The organism is Azospirillum sp. TSH58 (assembly GCF_003119115.1).
In the GTDB taxonomy this organism is placed as follows: Bacteria; Pseudomonadota; Alphaproteobacteria; order Azospirillales; family Azospirillaceae; genus Azospirillum.
Genome location: NZ_CP022364.1, coordinates 2,061,818 through 2,080,395, shown reverse-complemented (window position 1 = coordinate 2,080,395; position 18,578 = coordinate 2,061,818). Strand labels below are relative to the sequence as shown.

General features: G+C 70.0%; 22 protein-coding genes and 1 pseudogene. 10 read left to right on the top strand and 13 right to left on the bottom strand.

Going from position 1 to position 18,578, the window contains the following annotated elements:
- Nucleotides 1-8: 8 nt before the first annotated feature.
- On the bottom strand, nucleotides 9-605 hold the full coding sequence (locus TSH58p_RS13355) for an NUDIX hydrolase (RefSeq protein WP_109070769.1): 597 nt from the start codon (nucleotides 603-605) through the stop codon (nucleotides 9-11).
- Nucleotides 606-769: 164 nt separating this feature from the next.
- On the opposite strand from TSH58p_RS13355, the gene rmuC reads away from it, so the two are divergent.
- From rmuC to TSH58p_RS13320, 7 genes are all read left to right on the top strand, one after another.
- The gene (gene rmuC / locus TSH58p_RS13350; protein ID WP_109070768.1) at nucleotides 770-2,230 is read left to right on the top strand and encodes a DNA recombination protein RmuC; all 1,461 of its coding nucleotides are present in this window, start codon (nucleotides 770-772) and stop codon (nucleotides 2,228-2,230) included.
- 201 nt (nucleotides 2,231-2,431) lie between these two features.
- Complete coding sequence (locus TSH58p_RS13345) at nucleotides 2,432-2,641, top strand: cold-shock protein (protein WP_014239340.1); 210 nt, start codon at nucleotides 2,432-2,434, stop codon at nucleotides 2,639-2,641.
- 107 nt (nucleotides 2,642-2,748) lie between these two features.
- Complete coding sequence (locus TSH58p_RS13340; RefSeq protein WP_109070767.1) at nucleotides 2,749-2,979, top strand: hypothetical protein; 231 nt, start codon at nucleotides 2,749-2,751, stop codon at nucleotides 2,977-2,979.
- Between the two features lie 117 nt (nucleotides 2,980-3,096).
- Nucleotides 3,097-3,603: a peptide deformylase gene (def, locus tag TSH58p_RS13335; protein ID WP_109070766.1), complete on the top strand. Its 507-nt coding sequence runs from the start codon at nucleotides 3,097-3,099 to the stop codon at nucleotides 3,601-3,603.
- 25 nt (nucleotides 3,604-3,628) lie between these two features.
- Nucleotides 3,629-4,597: a methionyl-tRNA formyltransferase gene (fmt, locus tag TSH58p_RS13330; RefSeq protein WP_109070765.1), complete on the top strand. Its 969-nt coding sequence runs from the start codon at nucleotides 3,629-3,631 to the stop codon at nucleotides 4,595-4,597.
- A complete protein-coding gene (truA, locus tag TSH58p_RS13325; RefSeq protein WP_109070764.1) occupies nucleotides 4,579-5,316 on the top strand; it encodes a tRNA pseudouridine(38-40) synthase TruA in 738 nt (245 codons plus the stop codon). The genes fmt and truA overlap by 19 nt, the downstream gene beginning before the upstream one ends.
- A gap of 72 nt (nucleotides 5,317-5,388) precedes the next feature.
- A complete protein-coding gene (locus tag TSH58p_RS13320) occupies nucleotides 5,389-6,732 on the top strand; it encodes a branched-chain amino acid ABC transporter permease (RefSeq protein ID WP_247895499.1) in 1,344 nt (447 codons plus the stop codon).
- Between the two features lie 21 nt (nucleotides 6,733-6,753).
- On the opposite strand, the gene TSH58p_RS13315 is transcribed toward TSH58p_RS13320, so the two are convergent.
- The 5 genes and pseudogenes from TSH58p_RS13315 to leuC form a co-directional block, all read right to left on the bottom strand.
- On the bottom strand, nucleotides 6,754-7,194 hold the full coding sequence (locus TSH58p_RS13315; RefSeq protein WP_109070763.1) for an EVE domain-containing protein: 441 nt from the start codon (nucleotides 7,192-7,194) through the stop codon (nucleotides 6,754-6,756).
- An 8-nt stretch (nucleotides 7,195-7,202) separates the two neighbouring features.
- Nucleotides 7,203-7,580 (bottom strand): VOC family protein, encoded by a 378-nt coding sequence (locus tag TSH58p_RS13310; RefSeq protein WP_109070762.1) that lies wholly within the window; start codon nucleotides 7,578-7,580, stop codon nucleotides 7,203-7,205.
- Nucleotides 7,581-7,685: 105 nt separating this feature from the next.
- Entirely contained in the window at nucleotides 7,686-8,165 is a 480-nt protein-coding gene (locus TSH58p_RS13305) for a YafY family protein (protein WP_247874102.1), read from the bottom strand.
- A gap of 45 nt (nucleotides 8,166-8,210) precedes the next feature.
- A pseudogene (locus tag TSH58p_RS34430) lies at nucleotides 8,211-8,348 on the bottom strand (helix-turn-helix domain-containing protein); the annotation flags it as partial.
- A gap of 108 nt (nucleotides 8,349-8,456) precedes the next feature.
- On the bottom strand, nucleotides 8,457-9,860 hold the full coding sequence (gene leuC / locus TSH58p_RS13300) for a 3-isopropylmalate dehydratase large subunit (RefSeq protein WP_109070760.1): 1,404 nt from the start codon (nucleotides 9,858-9,860) through the stop codon (nucleotides 8,457-8,459).
- Between the two features lie 248 nt (nucleotides 9,861-10,108).
- Between leuC and TSH58p_RS13295 the strand changes: the two genes are divergently transcribed.
- Nucleotides 10,109-10,306: a hypothetical protein gene (locus tag TSH58p_RS13295; protein ID WP_109070759.1), complete on the top strand. Its 198-nt coding sequence runs from the start codon at nucleotides 10,109-10,111 to the stop codon at nucleotides 10,304-10,306.
- Nucleotides 10,307-10,415: 109 nt separating this feature from the next.
- Nucleotides 10,416-11,330 (top strand): DMT family transporter, encoded by a 915-nt coding sequence (locus TSH58p_RS13290; protein WP_158282621.1) that lies wholly within the window; start codon nucleotides 10,416-10,418, stop codon nucleotides 11,328-11,330.
- Nucleotides 11,331-11,543: 213 nt separating this feature from the next.
- Here TSH58p_RS13290 and rplS read toward each other — a convergent pair whose 3' ends face one another.
- From rplS to ffh, 5 genes are all read right to left on the bottom strand, one after another.
- The gene (rplS, locus tag TSH58p_RS13285) at nucleotides 11,544-11,936 is read right to left on the bottom strand and encodes a 50S ribosomal protein L19 (protein WP_109070757.1); all 393 of its coding nucleotides are present in this window, start codon (nucleotides 11,934-11,936) and stop codon (nucleotides 11,544-11,546) included.
- Nucleotides 11,937-11,976: 40 nt separating this feature from the next.
- Nucleotides 11,977-12,777 (bottom strand): tRNA (guanosine(37)-N1)-methyltransferase TrmD, encoded by an 801-nt coding sequence (gene trmD / locus TSH58p_RS13280; protein ID WP_109070756.1) that lies wholly within the window; start codon nucleotides 12,775-12,777, stop codon nucleotides 11,977-11,979.
- Nucleotides 12,774-13,370 carry a ribosome maturation factor RimM gene (rimM, locus tag TSH58p_RS13275; RefSeq protein ID WP_109070755.1) on the bottom strand — a complete coding sequence of 199 codons (597 nt, stop codon included), beginning with the start codon at nucleotides 13,368-13,370 and terminating at the stop codon, nucleotides 12,774-12,776. The genes trmD and rimM overlap by 4 nt, the downstream gene beginning before the upstream one ends.
- 132 nt (nucleotides 13,371-13,502) lie before the next feature.
- A complete protein-coding gene (gene rpsP / locus TSH58p_RS13270) occupies nucleotides 13,503-13,856 on the bottom strand; it encodes a 30S ribosomal protein S16 (RefSeq protein WP_014239325.1) in 354 nt (117 codons plus the stop codon).
- An 81-nt stretch (nucleotides 13,857-13,937) separates the two neighbouring features.
- A complete protein-coding gene (gene ffh / locus TSH58p_RS13265; RefSeq protein ID WP_094301767.1) occupies nucleotides 13,938-15,305 on the bottom strand; it encodes a signal recognition particle protein in 1,368 nt (455 codons plus the stop codon).
- 396 nt (nucleotides 15,306-15,701) lie between these two features.
- Between ffh and TSH58p_RS13260 the strand changes: the two genes are divergently transcribed.
- On the top strand, nucleotides 15,702-17,066 hold the full coding sequence (locus TSH58p_RS13260; RefSeq protein ID WP_109070754.1) for a pentapeptide repeat-containing protein: 1,365 nt from the start codon (nucleotides 15,702-15,704) through the stop codon (nucleotides 17,064-17,066).
- A 25-nt stretch (nucleotides 17,067-17,091) separates the two neighbouring features.
- On the opposite strand, the gene TSH58p_RS13255 is transcribed toward TSH58p_RS13260, so the two are convergent.
- Together TSH58p_RS13255 and TSH58p_RS13250 are read right to left on the bottom strand one after the other, a co-directional pair.
- On the bottom strand, nucleotides 17,092-17,787 hold the full coding sequence (locus tag TSH58p_RS13255) for a hypothetical protein (protein WP_109070753.1): 696 nt from the start codon (nucleotides 17,785-17,787) through the stop codon (nucleotides 17,092-17,094).
- 136 nt (nucleotides 17,788-17,923) lie between these two features.
- The gene (locus tag TSH58p_RS13250; RefSeq protein ID WP_109070752.1) at nucleotides 17,924-18,565 is read right to left on the bottom strand and encodes a hypothetical protein; all 642 of its coding nucleotides are present in this window, start codon (nucleotides 18,563-18,565) and stop codon (nucleotides 17,924-17,926) included.
- Nucleotides 18,566-18,578: the final 13 nt, after the last annotated feature.

Below are 18,578 nucleotides of genomic sequence, written 5' to 3'. Positions count from 1 at the left end.
ATCCGGAGCTAGAGCATCCGGTCCCATTGCGCCAGCACGTCCGGCGTGGGGTTCACCGCCGGGGCGAAGTCCTGTCGGCCCAGCCGCGACCGGTGCTCGCGCAAGGCCCACTGAACGGTCGGGAAGGCCAGATCGTCCCAGGGGATCTCCTCCCAGCGGAACAGCCCGACCTCCTGGCTTTCCGGCCCGGCGGACACGTCCGGCGACAACAGGCGGGCGCGGAAGATGAGCTGAACCTGGCTGATGCGCGGGATGTCGTAGACGGCCAGCAGCGAGTCGATGGCGATTTTGGCCCGCGCCTCCTCCCACGCCTCGCGGGCGGCACCCTCCATGGTGCTCTCCCGCTCCTCCATGAAGCCGGCGGGCAGAGTCCAGTAGCCCTTGCGCGGTTCGATGGCGCGGCGGCACAGCAGGATGCGGTCCTCCCACGTCGCCACCGACCCGACGACGATCAGCGGGTTCTGGTAGGCGATGTAGCCGCAGTCCGGACAGGTCAGCCGCTCGCGGTCCTCGCCGGGCGGGATGGTGCGGACGCGCGGACCTTTGAGGGGACCTTTGAGGGGACCTTGGGGGGAGCCGGAGGGGGCGGACGGATCGTCAGGCATCCGTCGGATATGGCGCAGACGGGGACGGCGGGCAAGCCCGCATCACCCACCCCGATCGCAAGCGGAACGGAGCCAGGGAAGGGGTTCATCTTTGTTCATTGCCCGTTCTCTTTCCTGATTCGTTCCTGTACTCTCGGCGTTTGAAGCGATCTTCGGGGAATTTCATGCAGTTCGCGTTCGACGCCCAGTCGGTGCTTCTCGGCGGCCTGGCCGGCGCCCTTCTCGGGGCGATCCTGGCGGGCATGATCGTGCGCCTCTACGCCGCACGCGCCGAGGCCGAGGCCGCCGCCATCCACGCCGAACTGGTCACCCGGCTCGACGTCGCCGAGCGAATCGAGGGCGACCTGCGGGAGGAGGTGGAGGCCCGCGACCATCAGATCGCCCGGCTGAACGGCGAGCTGTCCGCCGCCCGCGAGCGGCAGGCGGAGCTGTCCACCACGCTGGCCCGCGAGCGCGCGTCGGCGGCGGAGAAGCTGGCCCTCCTGGAGCGCGCGCAGGCCACCCTGTCCGACAGCTTCAAGGCCCTGTCGGCGGAAGCCCTGCGCTCCAACAACCAGAGCTTCCTCGACCTCGCCAAGGAAACGCTGACGACCTTCCAGGAGCAGGCGCGCGGCGACCTGGAGAAGCGGCAGACCGCCATCGCCGACATCGTCGCCCCGGTCCGCCAGTCGCTGGAGCGCATGGACGGCCAGATCCAGGAGATGGAGCGCAGCCGCGCCGGCGCCTACGAGGGGCTGAAGCAGCAGGTGCTGTCGCTGGTGGAAACCCAGGCCCAGCTCCGCGCCGAGACCGGCAACCTCGTCCGCGCCCTGCGCAGCCCGGTGGCGCGCGGGCGCTGGGGCGAGATCCAGCTCCGCCGGGTCTGCGAGATGGCCGGGATGCTCGACCACTGCGATTTCGTGGAGCAGATGAGCGTGGAGGCCGCCGGCGGACGCCTGCGCCCCGACCTCGTGGTCAAGCTGCCCGGCGGCAAGACCATCGTGGTGGACGCCAAGACGCCGCTGGAAGGTTATCTCGACGGGGTGCAGGCGGCCGACGACGGCGCCCGCCGCGACGGGTTGTCGCGCCACGCCCGCCATGTGCGGGAGCATATGAAGCAGCTCGGCACCAAGGCCTACTGGGACCAGTTCGCGGATTCCCCGGAATTCGTCGTGCTGTTCCTGCCCGGCGAGAACTTCTTCTCCGCGGCGCTGGAGCATGACCCGGCGCTGATCGAGGCGGGCATCGACCACCGGGTGATCCTCGCCACCCCGACGACGCTGATCGCGCTGCTGCGCGCCGTCGCCTATGGCTGGCGGCAGGAGCGGCTGACCGACAGCGCCCGCGAAATCAGTGCGTTGGGCGCCGAACTCTACAAGCGCCTGCACGATCTGGGCGGCCACATGGAGCGGTTGGGCGTGCAGCTCGACAAGGCCGTGGGCTGCTACAACGGGGCGGTCGGCAGCCTGGAATCCCGCGTTCTGGTCACCGCCCGCCGCTTCCGCGACCTCCACGCCACCCCGGACAGCGCCGAGGAGATTCCCCTGCTGGAACCGCTGGACCACGCCCCGCGCCCGCTCCAGGCGCCGGAACTTCGCGCCGCCGAGCACCGGGCCGCGGACCTGCGGGCGGCAGCCAGAGCGTAGGGTTGCCCCCCGCAACCCAGATTTGCCCGTCTTGTTTCGCCTTGCAAAGGACGGGAGCGGTCCCAATTTCCCTCCTGTCATTCTGCTTCGGACTGCCGGCCTGCTACGCCTTCGGGTGCCCAGATCGTCGCTATGCCTGGACACAGTCTGATGCGTCGCACCGGCCGATGCGGCGCCTTTCATACTAATCGGAGGGCAATCATGCCTGTCGGTACCGTCAAGTGGTTCAACAGCACCAAGGGCTACGGCTTCATTCAACCGGACAACGGCGGCGCGGACGTTTTCGTCCACATCTCCGCGGTCGAGCGCGCGGGCCTGCGCAGCCTGAACGAAGGCCAGAAGGTGTCCTACGAGGAACAGCGCGATCCGAAGCGCGGCAAGACCTCGGCGGAGAACCTGAAGGCCGTCTGAGCCACGTCTCATGACTCGGCATCGGAGGGGGCACCGGGAAACCGGTGCCCTTTTCCGTTGCGCGCTTTTCTTCTACAAGCACCCCTCTGACGTTCGGAGTTCCCCCCATGGCCAAGACCAAGAAGAAACAGCCGGTGGACAGCGCCTTCGTGCTGTTCGACGTTCTGTACCAAGACGGCGCCCGCACCTCCAACCGCAAGGTCCCCGGCACGCTGGTGGGCGGCCTGGACGGCGACGAGCCGGCCCGCGGCTTCATCGAGGAGCAGGACCGCAAGATCGCCGAGATGTCCGGCAACCCGCGCGGCCCCATCAAGTCGATCACCCGCTCGCCCCTCTGAGGCGCCGCCGCACCGGCGGGTCGCGGCGGGGTGCGCTGTGCGCCTTCCTTGACCTCGTGGCCCGCCCCTCATATTTTGACGGATTGTCGCACCTCCACGCACCGTTGCTGAGTTCCCATGGCCGTTCTGGATATCCTCGTCGCCCCGCACCCCGTCCTGAAGCAGAAGGCGAAGCCCGTCGAGAAGGTCGACGCGCGCATCGCCAAGCTGATGGACGACATGGTCGAGACCATGTACGCCGCGAAGGGCATCGGCCTCGCCGCGCCGCAGATCGGCATCCTGGAGCGCGTGATCGTCGTGGACGTGCACGACAAGGACGAGAAGCCGAACCCCATCCGCCTCGCCAACCCGGAAATCGTCTGGAAGTCGGACGACACCTCGGTGTGCGAGGAGGGTTGCCTGTCGGTGCCCGACCAGTATGCGGAGGTCACCCGCCCGGCGTCGGTCCGCGTCCGTTACCTGGACGAGACCAACGAGACGCGCGAGATCGAGGCCGACGGCATGCTGGCGACCTGCATCCAGCACGAGATCGACCATCTGAACGGCGTGCTGTTCGTCGACTACCTGTCGATGCTGAAGCGCAACATGATCCTGCGCAAAGTCCAGAAGATGCAGCGCGCCTGACCTCCCCGACCTTGGACGCCCCGTCATGACGCCGCTCCGCCTCGTTTTCATGGGCACGCCGGACTTCGCCGTGCCCAGCCTGCGCGCCCTGGCCGATGCCGGGCACGAGGTGGTCTGCGTCTACAGCCAGCCGCCCCGCCCCGCCGGGCGCGGGCAGCAGGTCCAGAAATCCCCGGTCCACCGCTTCGCCGAGGAGCGGGGCATCCCCGTGCGCACGCCCAAGTCGCTGCGCAACCCCGAGGCCCAGGCGGAGTTCGCCGACCTGACGGCCGACGCCGCGGTGGTCGCCGCCTACGGGCTGATCCTGCCGCAGCCGATCCTCGACGCGCCGCGGCTGGGCTGCCTGAACGTGCACGGCTCCCTGCTGCCGCGCTGGCGCGGCGCCGCCCCGATCCAGCGCTCGATCCTGGCCGGCGACGCCGAGACCGGCATCACCATCATGCAGATGGACATCGGGCTGGACACCGGGGCCATGCTGCTGAAGGACGCGGTGCCGATCACCGCCGAGACCACCGCCAGCAGCCTGCACGACGCGCTGGCCGACATGGGCGCGCGCCTGATCGTCGAGGCGCTCGACGGCCTCGCCGCCGGCCGCCTGACCGCCGAGCCGCAGCCCGAGGAGGGCGTGACCTACGCCGCCAAGCTGACGCGCGAGGATGGCCGGCTCGACTGGACACGCGACGCCGCCTATGTGGAGCGGCAGGTCCGTGCCCTCACCCCCTGGCCCGGCTGCTGGTTCGACGCCCCGACGCCGACCGGCGGGGTGGAGCGCATCAAGGTCCTGAAGGCCGAACCGGCCCCAGAGGCCCGCAAGGCGGCGCCCGGCACCCTGCTGGACGACCGCCTGACCATCGCCTGCGCCGACGGCGCCGTGCGCCTCACCCTGGTGCAGCGGCCCGGCAAGGCCGCGGTGGACGGCGCCGCCCTGCTGCGCGGCTTCGCACTGCCCGTCGGCACCCGTCTCGGCGACGCCGCATGCAGCGCTGGAAACTGACCCTCGAATATGACGGCCGGCCCTTCGTCGGCTGGCAGCGGCAGGACAACGGCCCCTCCGTCCAGCAGACGCTGGAGGAGGCGATCGAGCGCCTGTCCGGCGAGACCGTGCGCGTCCACACCTCCGGACGGACGGACGCCGGCGTGCACGCGCTGGGGCAGGTCTGCCATTTCGATTTGGAAAAGCCCTTCACCGGGCTGAAGCTTCGCGACGCCCTGAACTTCCACCTGAGGCCCGCCCCCGTCGCCGTCCTGCTGGCCGAGGCGGTGCCGGAGGAGTTCCACGCCCGCATGACCTGCCTGGGGCGCAGCTACGTCTACCGCATCGTCAACCGCCGCGCCCCGCTGGCCCTGGAGACCGGCCGCGCCTGGCACGTCATGCGCCCGCTGGACGCCGAGGCGATGCACGAGGCCGCGCAGGTCCTGGTCGGCCAGCACGACTTCACGAGCTTCCGCGCCTCGCTCTGCCAGGCCAACTCCCCGGTCAAGACGCTAGAGCGGCTGGCCGTCGAGCGGGTCGGCGACGAGGTTCGGGTGCACGCCGCCGCCCGCTCCTTCCTGCACCATCAGGTGCGCAACATGGTGGGCACGCTGGAACTGGTCGGGGCCGGCAAGTGGAGCGCCGACGACCTGCGCCGCGCGCTGGAGGCCCGCAACCGCTCCGCCGCCGGGCCGACCGCCCCGCCGGATGGCTTGTATTTCGTCGGCGCCCGCTACTGACAGCCGCAAGGCGGCGGCTGGCGTTTCACATCAAGAACCGATAGATTCTTCGGCGACCGAACAACCGGCCGGGTGTCCGCCGCCGTGCATCGCCGTCCGCCGCGCCTGTTCCCGCCCTTCCTCCTGCTGGTCGTCGCCCTGCTGCTGACCGGCTGCGGCGTGGACGGCGATCAGGCCGCGCTGTGCCGCAAGCTGATCCCCGCCTTCGACTCCGGCCCCGTCACCATCCTGGACACGGAGGCGCTGACCGGCGACGAGCCGGCGCTGCGCCTGACGTACCGGGCGGAGACGGGGACCCGCTGGATCGCCTGCCGCTTCGGCGGACGCTTCTTCGACTCGCGCCGGCACGAGCTGGTGGCGGTGGCGACCGACCGCATGGGGCGGCTGAGGCCCATGCAATTCACCATGCTGCGCATCTGGGCCGGACTGCCCGCCGCCCGCCTCGGCCTGCCGCCGGAATCGAGCGGCCCGGAACGGGCAGCGCCGACGGACTGGGCGCCGCTGCTCTTCTTCCTGCAACAGGTCATCAACGCCGCCACGGTGGCCTGCGTCTACGGGCTGCTGGCGCTGGGCTACACGCTGGTCTACGGCATCCTCGGGCAGATCAATCTCGCCATGGGCGAGCTGACCATGATCGGCGCCATGCTGACCGCCATGGGGGCGGCGGCGCTGGGCATGGCCGGGCTGGGCAGCCTGCCGGTGGCGGTGCTGGGCGTCTTCGCCACGGTGATGGCCTTCACCGCCGTGCAGGGCTGGACGATGGACCGGCTGGTGTTCCGCCGCCTGCGCCGCACCCACAATCACACGCCGCTGATCGCCGCCGTGGGCCTGTCCATCGCCTATCAGGAGGGGATGCGGCTGCTGCACGGCGCCCGCGACTGGTGGCCGGCCCCCTTCCTGGCCGACCGGCACGAGCTGGTCAGCGACGGCGCCTTCACCGTCACCGCCCTGACCTCGCAGGCGGTGATCCTGCTGATGACCGGGGGGCTGTACGCCCTGCTCTGGGCGATCATGCAGCGCACCGCCTACGGCCGCGCCCACCGCGCCTGCGCCGACGATGTCGGCGCGGCGGAACTGGTCGGGGTGGATGTGGACCGCACCGTGGCGACCACCTTCGCGGTGGGCGGCGCCCTGGCCGCGGCGGCGGGGGCGGTGATCGCGCTCTATTACGGCGGGGTCAATTTCTACACGGGCTATCTGATCGGCTTCAAGGCGCTGGCCGCCGCGGTGGTCGGCGGCATCGGATCGGTCCCCGGCGCCATGCTGGGCGGCGCCCTGCTGGGGCTGGTCGAGACCTTCTGGTCGGCCTATTTCGCCATCGCCTACAAGGACATCGTGGCCTTCGGGCTGCTCACCCTCTTCCTGATCTACCGCCCGGACGGGCTGATGGGCCGCCGCCGCGGGCGGGGGGATTGAGCCCCCCGCACCGGAGGCCGGTCAGGGGAGGTCCGCCCCCATGGCCGCGGCGATGGTGTCGAGGTCGCGGTCGGTCACCGTGAACAGCCCGAAGCGGAACGGATAGCCCCAGTTCCTCACCCCGGCGGAGAAATCCAGCCGGTCCAGCAGAGGCTGGATCGGCGTCTCCCGCCCGTCCAGCCACCGCACGTCGCGGCGGAAGGGAACGAAACCCCCGCCCATGTCGAACGGGTAAGGGGTGCCGTCCCTCACGATCCCCACCGCGGTGAAGGACTGCAGGCGGTCCTTCCCCTGGAACCGCTCGGTCGGCGAGTAGTAGGCGACGCGGTCTCCCGGACGGATGCGGCGCAACGGCGCCGCCTTGCCGTGGCAGACCTGCATGAAGCCCTCCGCCCGCCCCCGCCGGACATGCTCGGCGGAGGCGACGGCGATCCAGCTGCGGCTGGCGGTGGTCGGCTCCATGGCGGACCTCACGCTTCCATCGGGGCGAAGACGCGCAGGCGGTGACCGTCCGGGTCCAGCGCGACGAAGGTGTGGCCGAAATCCATGGCGGTCGGCGGCTGGGCGATGGTCAGGCCGCGCCGCGTCCAGTCGTCGTGAAGGGCCTGCACCGCCTCGGCATCCGCCACCCGGAAACCGATCTCGCCGCTGCCGCCGAGCGGTCCCGTGGAGGCCGCCGGCTCCACCGTGTGGCGCGACCACAGACCCAGCATGACGCCGGAGTCCAGGGCGAACATGGCGAAGGTGGGCGAAGCCTCGACCGGCGGCTTGCCGGTCAGGTCGGCGTAGAAGGCGGCGCTGGCGGCCGGGCTGTCCACATAGAGGAGGATGATGTTGGCGCTGAACATGGGCTGCTTTCCTCGCTGGTCTCCGGCACGGGCGATCCCGTCCGGCGAAGACCAAGCTAGGGCACCACACTGACAGTTTCTGTCAGCAGTCGTGCGCGGAGGCGCTCACCGCGCCGGGATGCCCTCGGCCTCGCGCCACTCCTTGAGCAGCGCCTGCCGCCGCCGCGGGTAGCGGGTGTCCAGCGCGGTCACGGAGACGATGCGGTCGGCGCGGAAATGGCGGATCGCCCCGCGCAGCTCGCACCAGGCGACCATGACGCGCAGCCGGTCGAAGAAGCCGAGCGCGAAGGGCCAGACGATGCGCTCGGTGGGCGCCCCGTCGCGGTCGCGGTAGGCGATGGACAGCTTACGCTCGCCGCGGATGGCCCGCCGGAGGACGGCGAGGTCGACGCCGTCCCCGACGATCGGCTCCCCCGGTCCGACGAGCAGCGCGGAGGCGTCCATCCGGTCGCGAAGGTCCGGCGGCAGCACCGCGGCGATCTTGGCGAGCGCGTTCTGCGCCGCCGCGCCCAGCGCGCCGTCGGCGCGGTCGGCCACCCAGCGGATGCCGAGGGCGAGCGCCTCGATCTCCTCCTCCGCGAACATCAGCGGCGGCAGCAGGAAACCGGGCTGGAGGAGATAGCCGACCCCCGGCTCGCCGTCGATGCGGGCGCCCTGGGCCTGGAGGGTGGCGATGTCGCGGTAGATCGTGCGCAGGCTGACGCCGAGTTCGTCGGCAAGGACATGCCCGCTGACCGGCCGGCGGTGGCGCCGGAGGCACTGGATCAGGTCGATGAGGCGTTCGGCGCGCGACAGCGGAGGATGCCCCGAAAAGGACGAAGCGGGGACGGCTGGAAGGCCATCCCCGCTCCGGGTGTCACAGCGGACCGTGAGAGCTTACAGGCTGCGCACGTCGGTCAGGTGCCCGGTCACCGCCGCCGCGGCGGCCATGGCCGGGCTGAGCAAGTGGGTGCGCCCGCCGCGGCCCTGGCGGCCTTCGAAGTTGCGGTTCGAGGTCGAGGCGCTGCGCTCGCCCGGCGACAGGCGGTCGGCGTTCATGGCGAGGCACATGGAACAGCCCGGCTCACGCCACTCGAAGCCGGCCTCGGTGAAGATCTTGTCCAGACCCTCTTCCTCCGCCTGCTCCTTGACGAGGCCCGAGCCGGGGACGACCAGGGCGCGCACGCCCTCGGCGACCTTGCGGCCCTGGGCGATCACCGCGGCGGCGCGCAGATCCTCGATGCGGCCGTTGGTGCAGGAGCCGATGAAGACGGTGTCCACCTTCACGTCGGTCAGCTTCTGGCCGGGCTCCAGGCCCATGTAGGCCAGCGAGCGCTCGACGGCGGCGCGCTTGCCGGCGTCGGCCACGTCGGCCGGGTTCGGCACGGTCGCGGTGATCGGCAGCACGTCCTCCGGGCTGGTGCCCCAGGTGACCTGCGGGACGATGTCGGCGGCGTTCAGCACGACGGTGGTGTCGTAGACCGCGCCCTCATCGGACGGCAGGGTCTTCCAGTACTCCACCGCCTGCTCCCAGGCGCCGGCCTTGGGGGCCAGGGCGCGGCCCTTCACATACTCGAAGGTCTTCTCGTCCGGGGCGATCAGGCCGGCGCGGGCGCCGCCCTCGATGGCCATGTTGCACACGGTCATGCGGCCTTCCATCGACAGGCCGCGGATGGCGTCGCCGGCGAATTCGATGACGTGGCCGGTGCCGCCGGCGGTGCCGATCTTGCCGATGATCGCCAGGACGATGTCCTTGGCGGTCACGCCCGCCGGCAGATCGCCGTCGACGCGGACCAGCATGTTCTTGGCCGGCTTCTGCAGCAGGGTCTGGGTGGCCAGCACATGCTCCACCTCCGACGTGCCGATGCCGAAGGCCAAGGCGCCAAAGGCACCATGAGTCGCCGTGTGGCTGTCGCCGCAGACGATGGTGGCGCCGGGCAGCGTGAAGCCCTGCTCCGGACCGACGATGTGCACGATGCCCTGGCGGACGTCATCCATCGGGAAGTAGCGGACGCCGAAGTCGCGCGCGTTCTTGTCCAGCGTCTCGACCTGGATGCGGCTCTCCTCCTCGACGATGCCCTTGGAGCGGTCGGTGGTCGGCACGTTGTGGTCGGGCACGGCGAGGGTGGCTTCCGGGCGGCGCACCGGACGGCCGGCAAGCCGCAGCCCCTCGAACGCCTGCGGGCTGGTCACCTCATGGACCAGATGGCGGTCGATGTAGAGGATGCAGGTGCCGTCGTCCTGACGGTGGACGACGTGGCTGTCCCAAATCTTGTCGAACAGGGTGCGCGGCTTGGACATAGCAACTCTCTCTCGCGGCAATTCTCTCTCGCAAACCACAGACCGGACGAACGAAGCGTGCGGTAAGAGGGCCGCACAATAGCCGTCTCTTTCAACCAGGACAAGGCCGAGCCTGTGGAAAACACCCCGCATCCCGCACCGAAAAATCGCCGCTTCCCCGTCCCGCCCATCGGCTGGCGGGGAAGGCGCTCCTTATGGTAGCGTCCGGCCACCGATCTCCTTTGCCCCATTCGATGAAGGGTCATCCCGTGACGGACCCCACTGTCCGCTGTGAACGCTGCGAACGGCCTTACCCCGCCGACCTGCCCGGCTGCCCGAACTGCCGGCGCATCCGCCAGACCAACATCGCCATCGCCACCACCATGGTCCTTCTGGTGCTGTTCGCCATCGGCGGCTGGTTCGGCATCCAGGTCTTCACCGGCTTCTCCACCGGCGGCACGCCGTAACGCCAGCCCCTCGCGGGGCTGCCGCACCGGGAACGCAGACCTCCCGCCCCCACCCGCGCCGTAGGATGCGGCAAAATTCGGGGTGGGAGGAGCAATGGCGGATCAGGCCATGCCACGCGCCGCGGCCGGCCAGGGACCCGTGGGCGGTCCGGGCACCGTGGTCTACGCGCAGCTTGCGGGAATCGTGCTGTTCTGGGGCGCCAACTGGCCCCTGATGAAGCTGGCCCTGTCGGACATCGGGCCGCTGACCTTCTGTCTTCTGCGCTTCGCCGGGGCGGCGGCGGTGCTGGCCCTGCTGTCGCGGGTCCTGCGCTTCCCCCTTCTGCCGCCGCCGGGGGAGCGCTGGCCGCTCGCCCTGGTCGGGCTGCTGCAGATCGCCGGCATGCTGGACCTCAGCTCCATCGCCCTGCGGGTGGTGCCGCCGGGACGGGCCGCGGTGCTCGCCTACACCATGCAGATGTGGGCGCTGCCGCTGGGCGTGCTGCTGGCCGGGGAGCGCTTCACGCGCGGGCGGGTGATCGGCGCGCTGCTGACCTTCGCCGGCGTCCTCGTCTTCTTCAACCCGGCGCTGATGGACTGGAGCGATCCGGCGGTGCTGCTCGGCAACGGGCTGCTGCTGGCCTGCGCGCTGAGCTGGGCGCTCGGCGCCACCCTCTACCGCCGTCGGCGCGGCGGCTGGCGCACGCCCTTCTGGACGCAGACCTTCTGGCAGATCGCGGTCAGCGCCGTGGCGACCGCGCCGCTGGCCCTGGTTGCGGAGCACGCCCGGCCGATCCACTGGACACCCGCGCTGGGCACCGTCCTGGCCTTCAACTGGGTGATCGCGACGGGGCTGTGCTTCTGGTGGTGGGCGAAGTCGCTGACCGCCATGCCGGCGGCCCAGGCCGGGCAGATCATCTGCCTCGTCCCCGTCACCGCCCTGCTGCTGAGCGCGGTCTTCATGGGCGAGCCGCTGACGGTCGGCGTGCTGATCGCGGTGGCGCTGATCGGCGCGGGAATCCTGACGACGATGCGGGCGCGGTAGGGGGAGCGATTTGGGACGTGGTTGCGTCGATGCCCCCCTCCCGACCTCCCCCCGCTTTCGCAGGGGGAGGAGAAAAGCCCTTCCCTGCGTCAGCGGGGGAGGGTTGGGTGGGGGCAGCAACGCAACCACGTCCCCGCTCCCCAACGCCAAACACCCGCCCGGATCGCTCCGGGCGGGTGCTGGTTCAGGCGTACCGAACGGAAGGGCGCCGGATTACTCCGCGGCGGCCTTCGTGTTCATGCCACGGCCGGTCGTGCGCTCGGCGATACGGGCCGACTTGCCGCGACGGTCGCGCAGATAGTACAGCTTGGCGCGGCGGACGGCGCCCTTGCGGACCAGCTCGATCGACTCCAGACGCGGGGAGTAGAGCGGGAACACGCGCTCCACACCCTCGCCGTAGCTGATCTTGCGGACGGTGAAGGACGAGTTCACGCCGGCGTTCCGGCGGGCGATCACGACGCCCTCGTAAGCCTGGACACGCTCGCGCGTGCCCTCGACCACCTTCACGTTCACGCGGACGGTGTCGCCCGGCGAGAACTCAGGAATGGTCTTGCCGCCGAGGGCCTTCTCGATCTGCTCCTGCTCGAGCTGCTGCAACAGGTTCATGACACTACCCCTTTCCATCGGTGCGCCTCGCGGCGGACCGTCACTCTGGTTTCGGGCCGCGCCGGCGACCCCGTTTCCCAATCTGACCCTCGGCCTTCTTGCCCGCCTCGTAGCGGCTCCACAGGTCCGGTCGCCGGGCCTGGGTGATCCGCTCCGCCTCGGCGAGCCGCCAGGCGCGAACCTTCTCGTGGTGGCCGGACAACAGGATGTCCGGGACCGACCGTTCCACACCCTGCCCGTCGGTCCAGACCGCGGGCCGGGTGTAGTGGGGGTATTCGAGCAACCCCCGTTCGAAACTTTCCTCGCCCGCCGTCTCCACATTGCCCATGACACCGGGGAGCAAGCGCACCACGGCGTCGATCAGGCACAGGGCGGCGGTCTCGCCGCCGGACAGCACGAAATCCCCGAGGCTGACCTCCTCAAGGCCGTGCGCGTCCAGCACCCGCTCATCCACCCCCTCGTACCGGCCGCAGAGCAGGGTGACCACCGGGGTGGCCGCCAACTCCTTGACCAGCTCCTGGTCGAGCACCCGTCCGCGAGGCGACAGGTAGATCGCCCGTCCGCGTCCAGGAGTGCCCGGAGGACCCGCCGTCGCGGTCAGAGCCGCGTCCAGCACGTCGGGCCGCATGACCATGCCGGCCCCTCCGCCGAAGGGGGTGTCGTCGACGGAGCGGTGTTTATCGCGCGCGAACGAGCGGATGTCCACTGATTCCAACGCCCAGACTCCATTTTCCAGCGCCTTTCCCGCGAGGCTGAGCCCCAGCGGACCCGGAAACATCTCCGGGAACAGCGTCAGAACCTTGGCCGTCCAGGCAAGAGAACCGGAAGCGCCGTGATTCACGGGCGGGTTCCCTTGTTTTCAACGTCGTCTTCAGCGACATCCGCGCCTTTCGGCGCGTCCACTCCATCCTCTTCCGCCTCGCCCTCGCGCGCTTCGATGACGGCGGGAAGATCGACCACGACGCGGCCTCCCTTCACATCGACCACCGGAACGCAGGCGCGGGTGAAGGGCAGCATCTCCAGCGGCCCCGATTCGGTGCGGATCTCCAGCACGTCACCGGCTCCGAAGTCGTACAGCGCCTTCACCGTGCCCCAGACGGTGCCGTCGGCGAGTTCCGCACGCAGGCCGATCAGGTCGGCGTGGTAGAACTCGTCCTCGTCCTCCGTCTCGGGCAGGGCGGAACGGTCCACATAGAGCCGGACGCCGGTCAGTTCCTGCGCCTGTTCGCGCGTGGCGATGCCATCGACGCGGACCAGGAACAGGTCCTTCATGGTGCCCTGGAGCGTCAGCGTGAAGCGCCGGGCGCCCCGCTCGTCCGAGAGGGGGCCGTAGGACGCCACCGCCTGCGCGTCCTCGGTGAAGCTTTTCACCTTCACGAGGCCGCGGACGCCGTGCGCCCCGGCGAATTGGCCGACGCAGACTTTTGTGGACATGGCTTGAGCGTGTGCGTTGCGGGCGTTCTGCCCCCATCCCGACCTTCCCCCGCTGGGCGGGGGAAGGAGCTTTTATCCCCTCCCCCGCTCAGCGGGAGAGGGTCAGGGTGGGGGCAACGAGCCTTCCCTTTATCAGCCCTCGGCAGCGGCCTTGGCGGCGGCCTCGGCCTTCAGACGCTCCTGCGCCTTGGCCTTCGGGGCGGACTTCTTCGGGGTCTCGCGGATTTCCGGCTTAGCGATCAGGCCGGCGTTCGCCAGGAACAGGGCGACGCGGTCCGTCGGCTGGCCGCCGACCGACAGCCAATGCTTGGCGCGCTCGGCGTCCAGGACGATGCGCTGCTCGTGCTCGCGCGGCAGCATCGGGTTGTAGGTGCCGATCTTCTCGATGAAGCGGCCGTCGCGCGGGCTGCGGGCGTCGGCGACGACGATCGAGTAGAACGGGCGCTTCTTGGCGCCGCCACGGGCGAGACGGATCTTCAGGGACATGGGACAGTCGCTTCCTTGGTGTAGTCGCTTGGTGTGCGGTTGAAGGTGATCGCGCTCATCGCGCGTTGCGGTCGCCGGGGGTCAGTTCGGCCCCCGGAAATTCTTCGGCAGGAGGCTCTGCAGCCCGTGGCGCATCAGCCCCTTCTGCCCCAGCTTCTGCACCTGCTTCATCATGCCGCGCATGGTGTCGTACTGCTTGAGCAGCTTGTTCACCTCCTGCACGCTGGTGCCGGAGCCGGCGGCGATGCGCTTGCGGCGCGACGCCTTGATGAGTTCGGGGTGCTTGCGCTCCTTCTTCGTCATCGAGGAGATGATCGCCTCCTGGCGCTTGATCATCCCGTCGTCGATGTTCGCGTCCTTGAGCTGGTTCTTGATCTTGCCGATGCCCGGCAGCATGCCCATCAGGCCGGACATGCCGCCCATCTTGCGCAGCTGCTTGAGCTGGGAGGCCATGTCGTCGAGGTCGAAGCCCTGGCCCTTCTCCATCTTGCGGGCGAGCTTCTCGGCCTCTTCCTTGTCGATGGTCTCGGCGGCCTTCTCGACCAGCGACACGACGTCGCCCATGCCGAGGATGCGGCCGGCGATGCGGTCGGGGTGGAAGGCCTCCAGGGCGTCGATCTTCTCGCCCATGCCCAGCAGCTTGATCGGCTTGCCGGTGATCTGGCGCATCGACAGGGCGGCGCCGCCGCGGGCATCGCCGTCCACGCGGGTCAGCAGGATGCCGGTGATGCCCACCTTGTCGTTGAAGTTGGTGGCGACCGTCACCGCGTCCTGGCCGGTCATGGCGTCGGCGACCAGCAGCGTCTCCGCCGGCTTGGTCGCGTCGCGCACGGCCGCGACCTCGGCCATCAGCTCCTCGTCGATGGACAGGCGGCCGGCGGTGTCGAGCATGACCACGTCGTAGCCTTCGCGCCGGCCGGTCTCGATGGCGCGGCGAGCGATGGCGACGGGGTCCTGGCCGGGAACGATCGGCAGGGTGGCGACGCCGGTCTGCTCGCCCAGGACCTTCAGCTGCTCCTGGGCCGCCGGGCGGCGCACGTCCAGCGAGGCCATCAGGACCTTCTTGCGGTCCCGGTTCTTCAGGCGCAGCGCGATCTTGGCGGTGCTGGTGGTCTTGCCCGAGCCCTGGAGGCCGACCATCAGGATCGGCACGGGGGCGGCGGCGTTGAGGTTGATCTCCTCGCCCTGCCCCAGCATCTCCACGAGGTTGTCGTGGACGATCTTGATGACCTGCTGGCCGGGGGTGATCGAGCGCAGGACCTCCTGGCCGATCGCGCGTTCCTTGACCTGATTGACGAACTGCTTGACCACCGGCAGGGCGACGTCGGCCTCCAGCAGCGCCACGCGCACCTCGCGCAGCGCGGCGTTGACGTCCTCCTCGCTCAGCGCGCCGCGGCGGCGCAGCTTGTCGAAGATGTCGCCCAGGCGTCCGGTCAGGCCATCGAACATGGGTCAGCGGTCCTCAGTTTCGGTCTCCATCCGCTCGAACGCGATCGGCTCAAGCACAAACGAGCCAGTGCGCGAAACTCGCGGACTGGCGGAGGTCCCCGGCACGCAGGCCGATGGTACCCGGTCGATGGCTCGACGGATGCAGGTCGGCGGACCATACGCATCGCGGGGGGCGGAGTCAACCATGCAGCAACGGCGCGCTTCCGCGGAGCCTCTTGCGCAACGGCCCGGGAAGGTCCACTATTTCCATACACAATCAAGGGCTTTGGGGCCCCGGCACAGCGCCCGCGATAGAACGCATTCGAGGCGTACTTGAATAAAGCGTTACCGATTGTTAACTTTTTCTTCGCGGCTCCCCTTTAGAGTGTGCCGCGACTCCAACCCGGGATTTCCCTGATGCCCCCCGCGCAAGGCTTCGGAACGAACACGCCGCGCACGAAGCTGACGCAGAGTCAGCTGAACACGATCCTGCTCCGCCATCAGGCTTTCCGGAAAAGCCAGCCCGGCGGGGTGCGCGCGAACCTGAAGATGCGCGACCTTTCGCATCTGGATCTGTCCGGCATCGACCTGTCCGACGCCGACCTGTCCGGGGCGAAGCTGTTCAGCGCCCGGCTGACCCGGACCAACCTGACCAACGCCAACCTCTACGCCGCCGACCTGCGGCTGGCCAACCTGGAGAAGGCCGACCTGCGCCGCGCCGACCTGCGCGGGGCCTGCCTGCGCGGCGCCGTGCTGTCGGAAGCCATGCTGGTGGAGGTCGACCTGCGCGACGGCACGCTGCTGCATTACACGCCGTCGGGCGAGATGATGCCGCACAATTTCGAGGATTCGGTCCTGACCTCGGAGCTGACGGCGGCGGTCATCCGCGGCGCCGACCTGTCGCGGGCCAAGGTGGCGAACGCCTTCGTGATGCAGACCGACCTGACCGACGCGATCCTGCGCGGCACCAAGTTCATGCGCGCGAACCTGACGAACTCCAACCTGACGGGTTGCGACCTGACCGACGCCGACCTGTCGGAGGCGAACCTGTCCGGCGCCCGGCTGTCCGGCGCGGTGATGACCGGCTGCGCCATCGGGCGCGCCAACTTCACCAACGCCAACCTGATCGGCGCCATCCTGGACGCGGCCCAGCTCCGCTCGCCCAACCTGTCTGCCGCGATGATGGCGAAGGTTCTGGAGAATCCGGACGACGACCTGCGCAACATCCTGACCCTGCACCTCTCCTGGATCGACAGCGGCGGCAAGGACGGCAAGCGCGCCGACCTCTCCTCGCTCGACCTGTCGGGGCGCAAGCTCGACGGCATCAACCTGTCCGCCGGCATCCTGCAATGCATCACGCTGCGCGGCGCCTCGATGATGGGCACCTCGCTCGCCATCGCCGACCTGTCGCTGTCGGACCTGCGCAAGGTGAACTTCACCAAGGCCGACCTGCGCGGCGTCAATTTCGAGCGGGCGACCCTGACCGGCGCCAATCTGACCGAGGCCCAGCTCGGCCCCGTTCACATCCAGGGGTCGAGCAGCCACGTCTGGCGGGCCAACCTGCAGCGCGCCCGCATGGGCATGGCCGTCCTGAAGGACGCCGACCTGCGCAAGGTGAACCTGTCCGGCGCCAACCTCGCCGGGGCGGACCTGCGCGGCGCCAACCTGAGCGAGGCCGACCTGACCGGCACCGACCTGACCGGCGCGGACCTCGACGGCACGGTGCTGGACGGCACCAGCCTGACCGACGCCATCGGCATCGAGGAGATGACCGGGACCTGATCCCGGCCTCAGGACGCCGCCTTCATCAAGGGCGCCGCTGCGTCCAAGGGCCGGAGCGGTAGGCCGTGCGGACGTGGTGGATCAGCAGATTGCGCGCGTCGATCAGCTGGGCCATGCGGTCGCGGCAGGCGACCACTCCGGTGTCCGGGTGATAGACCGGGGCCAGTTCGCGGAAGCGCTTCACCACCCGGTCCTCGTCGAAACACCATTCGTTGACGAAGCCGAACATCTGCGCGGCATCGCGCACCTGGGTCAGCTTGCCGTCCAGCGGGCGGAAGGACACCCGCTCCAGCGCGTGGGCCAGCGCCTTGTTGCGGTAGGTCAGGGTTTCCACCGCCCCCTCCAGCCGCCCCGCCTCCTCGGCGGGCATCAGCCGGCAACCCGGTTCGGCCAGAGCCAGAGCCGCCGCCAGCGCCCGGCGGATCGCCGATTCGGCGTGGCCCGGCGGCAGCCGCAATTCCAGCACCGTCCGCTCCGCGCCATCGGCCGGGGCGCCCGGATCCGGCAACCGGTCGGACACCAGCAGCAGCGCCGCGGCGGTGAGCGCCGAGACGTCGGTGCCGCGCCCGGCGGCCAGACGCACCGCCGCCGCCGCGAAGGCCGGGGTGCAGGGTACCCTGTAGGGGATGGCGGGCGGAGCGCCGACGCTCTTGGCCGACGGGAAAAACCCGGCGTCCGCTTCGGTCAGCGCGGCGAAGGGATAGCCATCCGGAGCGGTCATGAGGGCACCAACGCGTCGTGCGTGTGGCGCGACTCTAACGCAATCTCCGGATTCCACGCAACGGCCCACCCCGTCGCAGGAGGTGTAACGCGAAGCGACGCGCAGCGTGCAGCCCGTTTGCGTTCGCCCCAACGGGTCAGCGGTGCATCATCGCCGGTTTGGCCGGCAGCTTCTGCAGCATGTCCTCGATGTAGGCCTCGTCGCTCTTGCCCGACATGGCGGCGAAGCCCTTCAGCATCTGGCTGCCGAAGCTGAAGACGCCGGTCAGGTCGATCTTCCAGGCCCCGCCCTCGCGCACGAAGTCGGCGGGGACCAGGGCCGGGCGGTTGTCGACCATCAGCAGGGCGGAGGCGCGGTCGCCGCGCACCCGCACCGGGCCGAGCCCGCTGCTGCCGATGACGTTGGGGCCGAGCCAGCCGTTCTTCATGCCATGGTCGGCCAGTTCGCCCAGCGACATGCGGCGCAGATCCGCCGGGCTGACGTAGCGGCGCAAGCCCATGGCGGCGAACTTCTCCGCCGGCTCCAGCTTGGCGAGGCCGGCGTCGTTGCCGCTGCGGGCGACGCCGCGCACCTGCTCCAGCTTGTCCACCGACGCGCGGGAGAGCAGCGGGACGACCGCCGCGCCGCGCTTCTGCGCCAGGGCGGAGCGGGCGCTTTCGAAGACCGCCGCGACCTCCCGCTCCTCGGGCGAGGCGGGCGGCGGGGCGGCGAAGGCCGGAGCGGCCAGCAGCGGAACGGAGAAACCGAGAAACAGCAGCAGGAAAGCCAGGGCGCGCATGGACGGGTCCGTG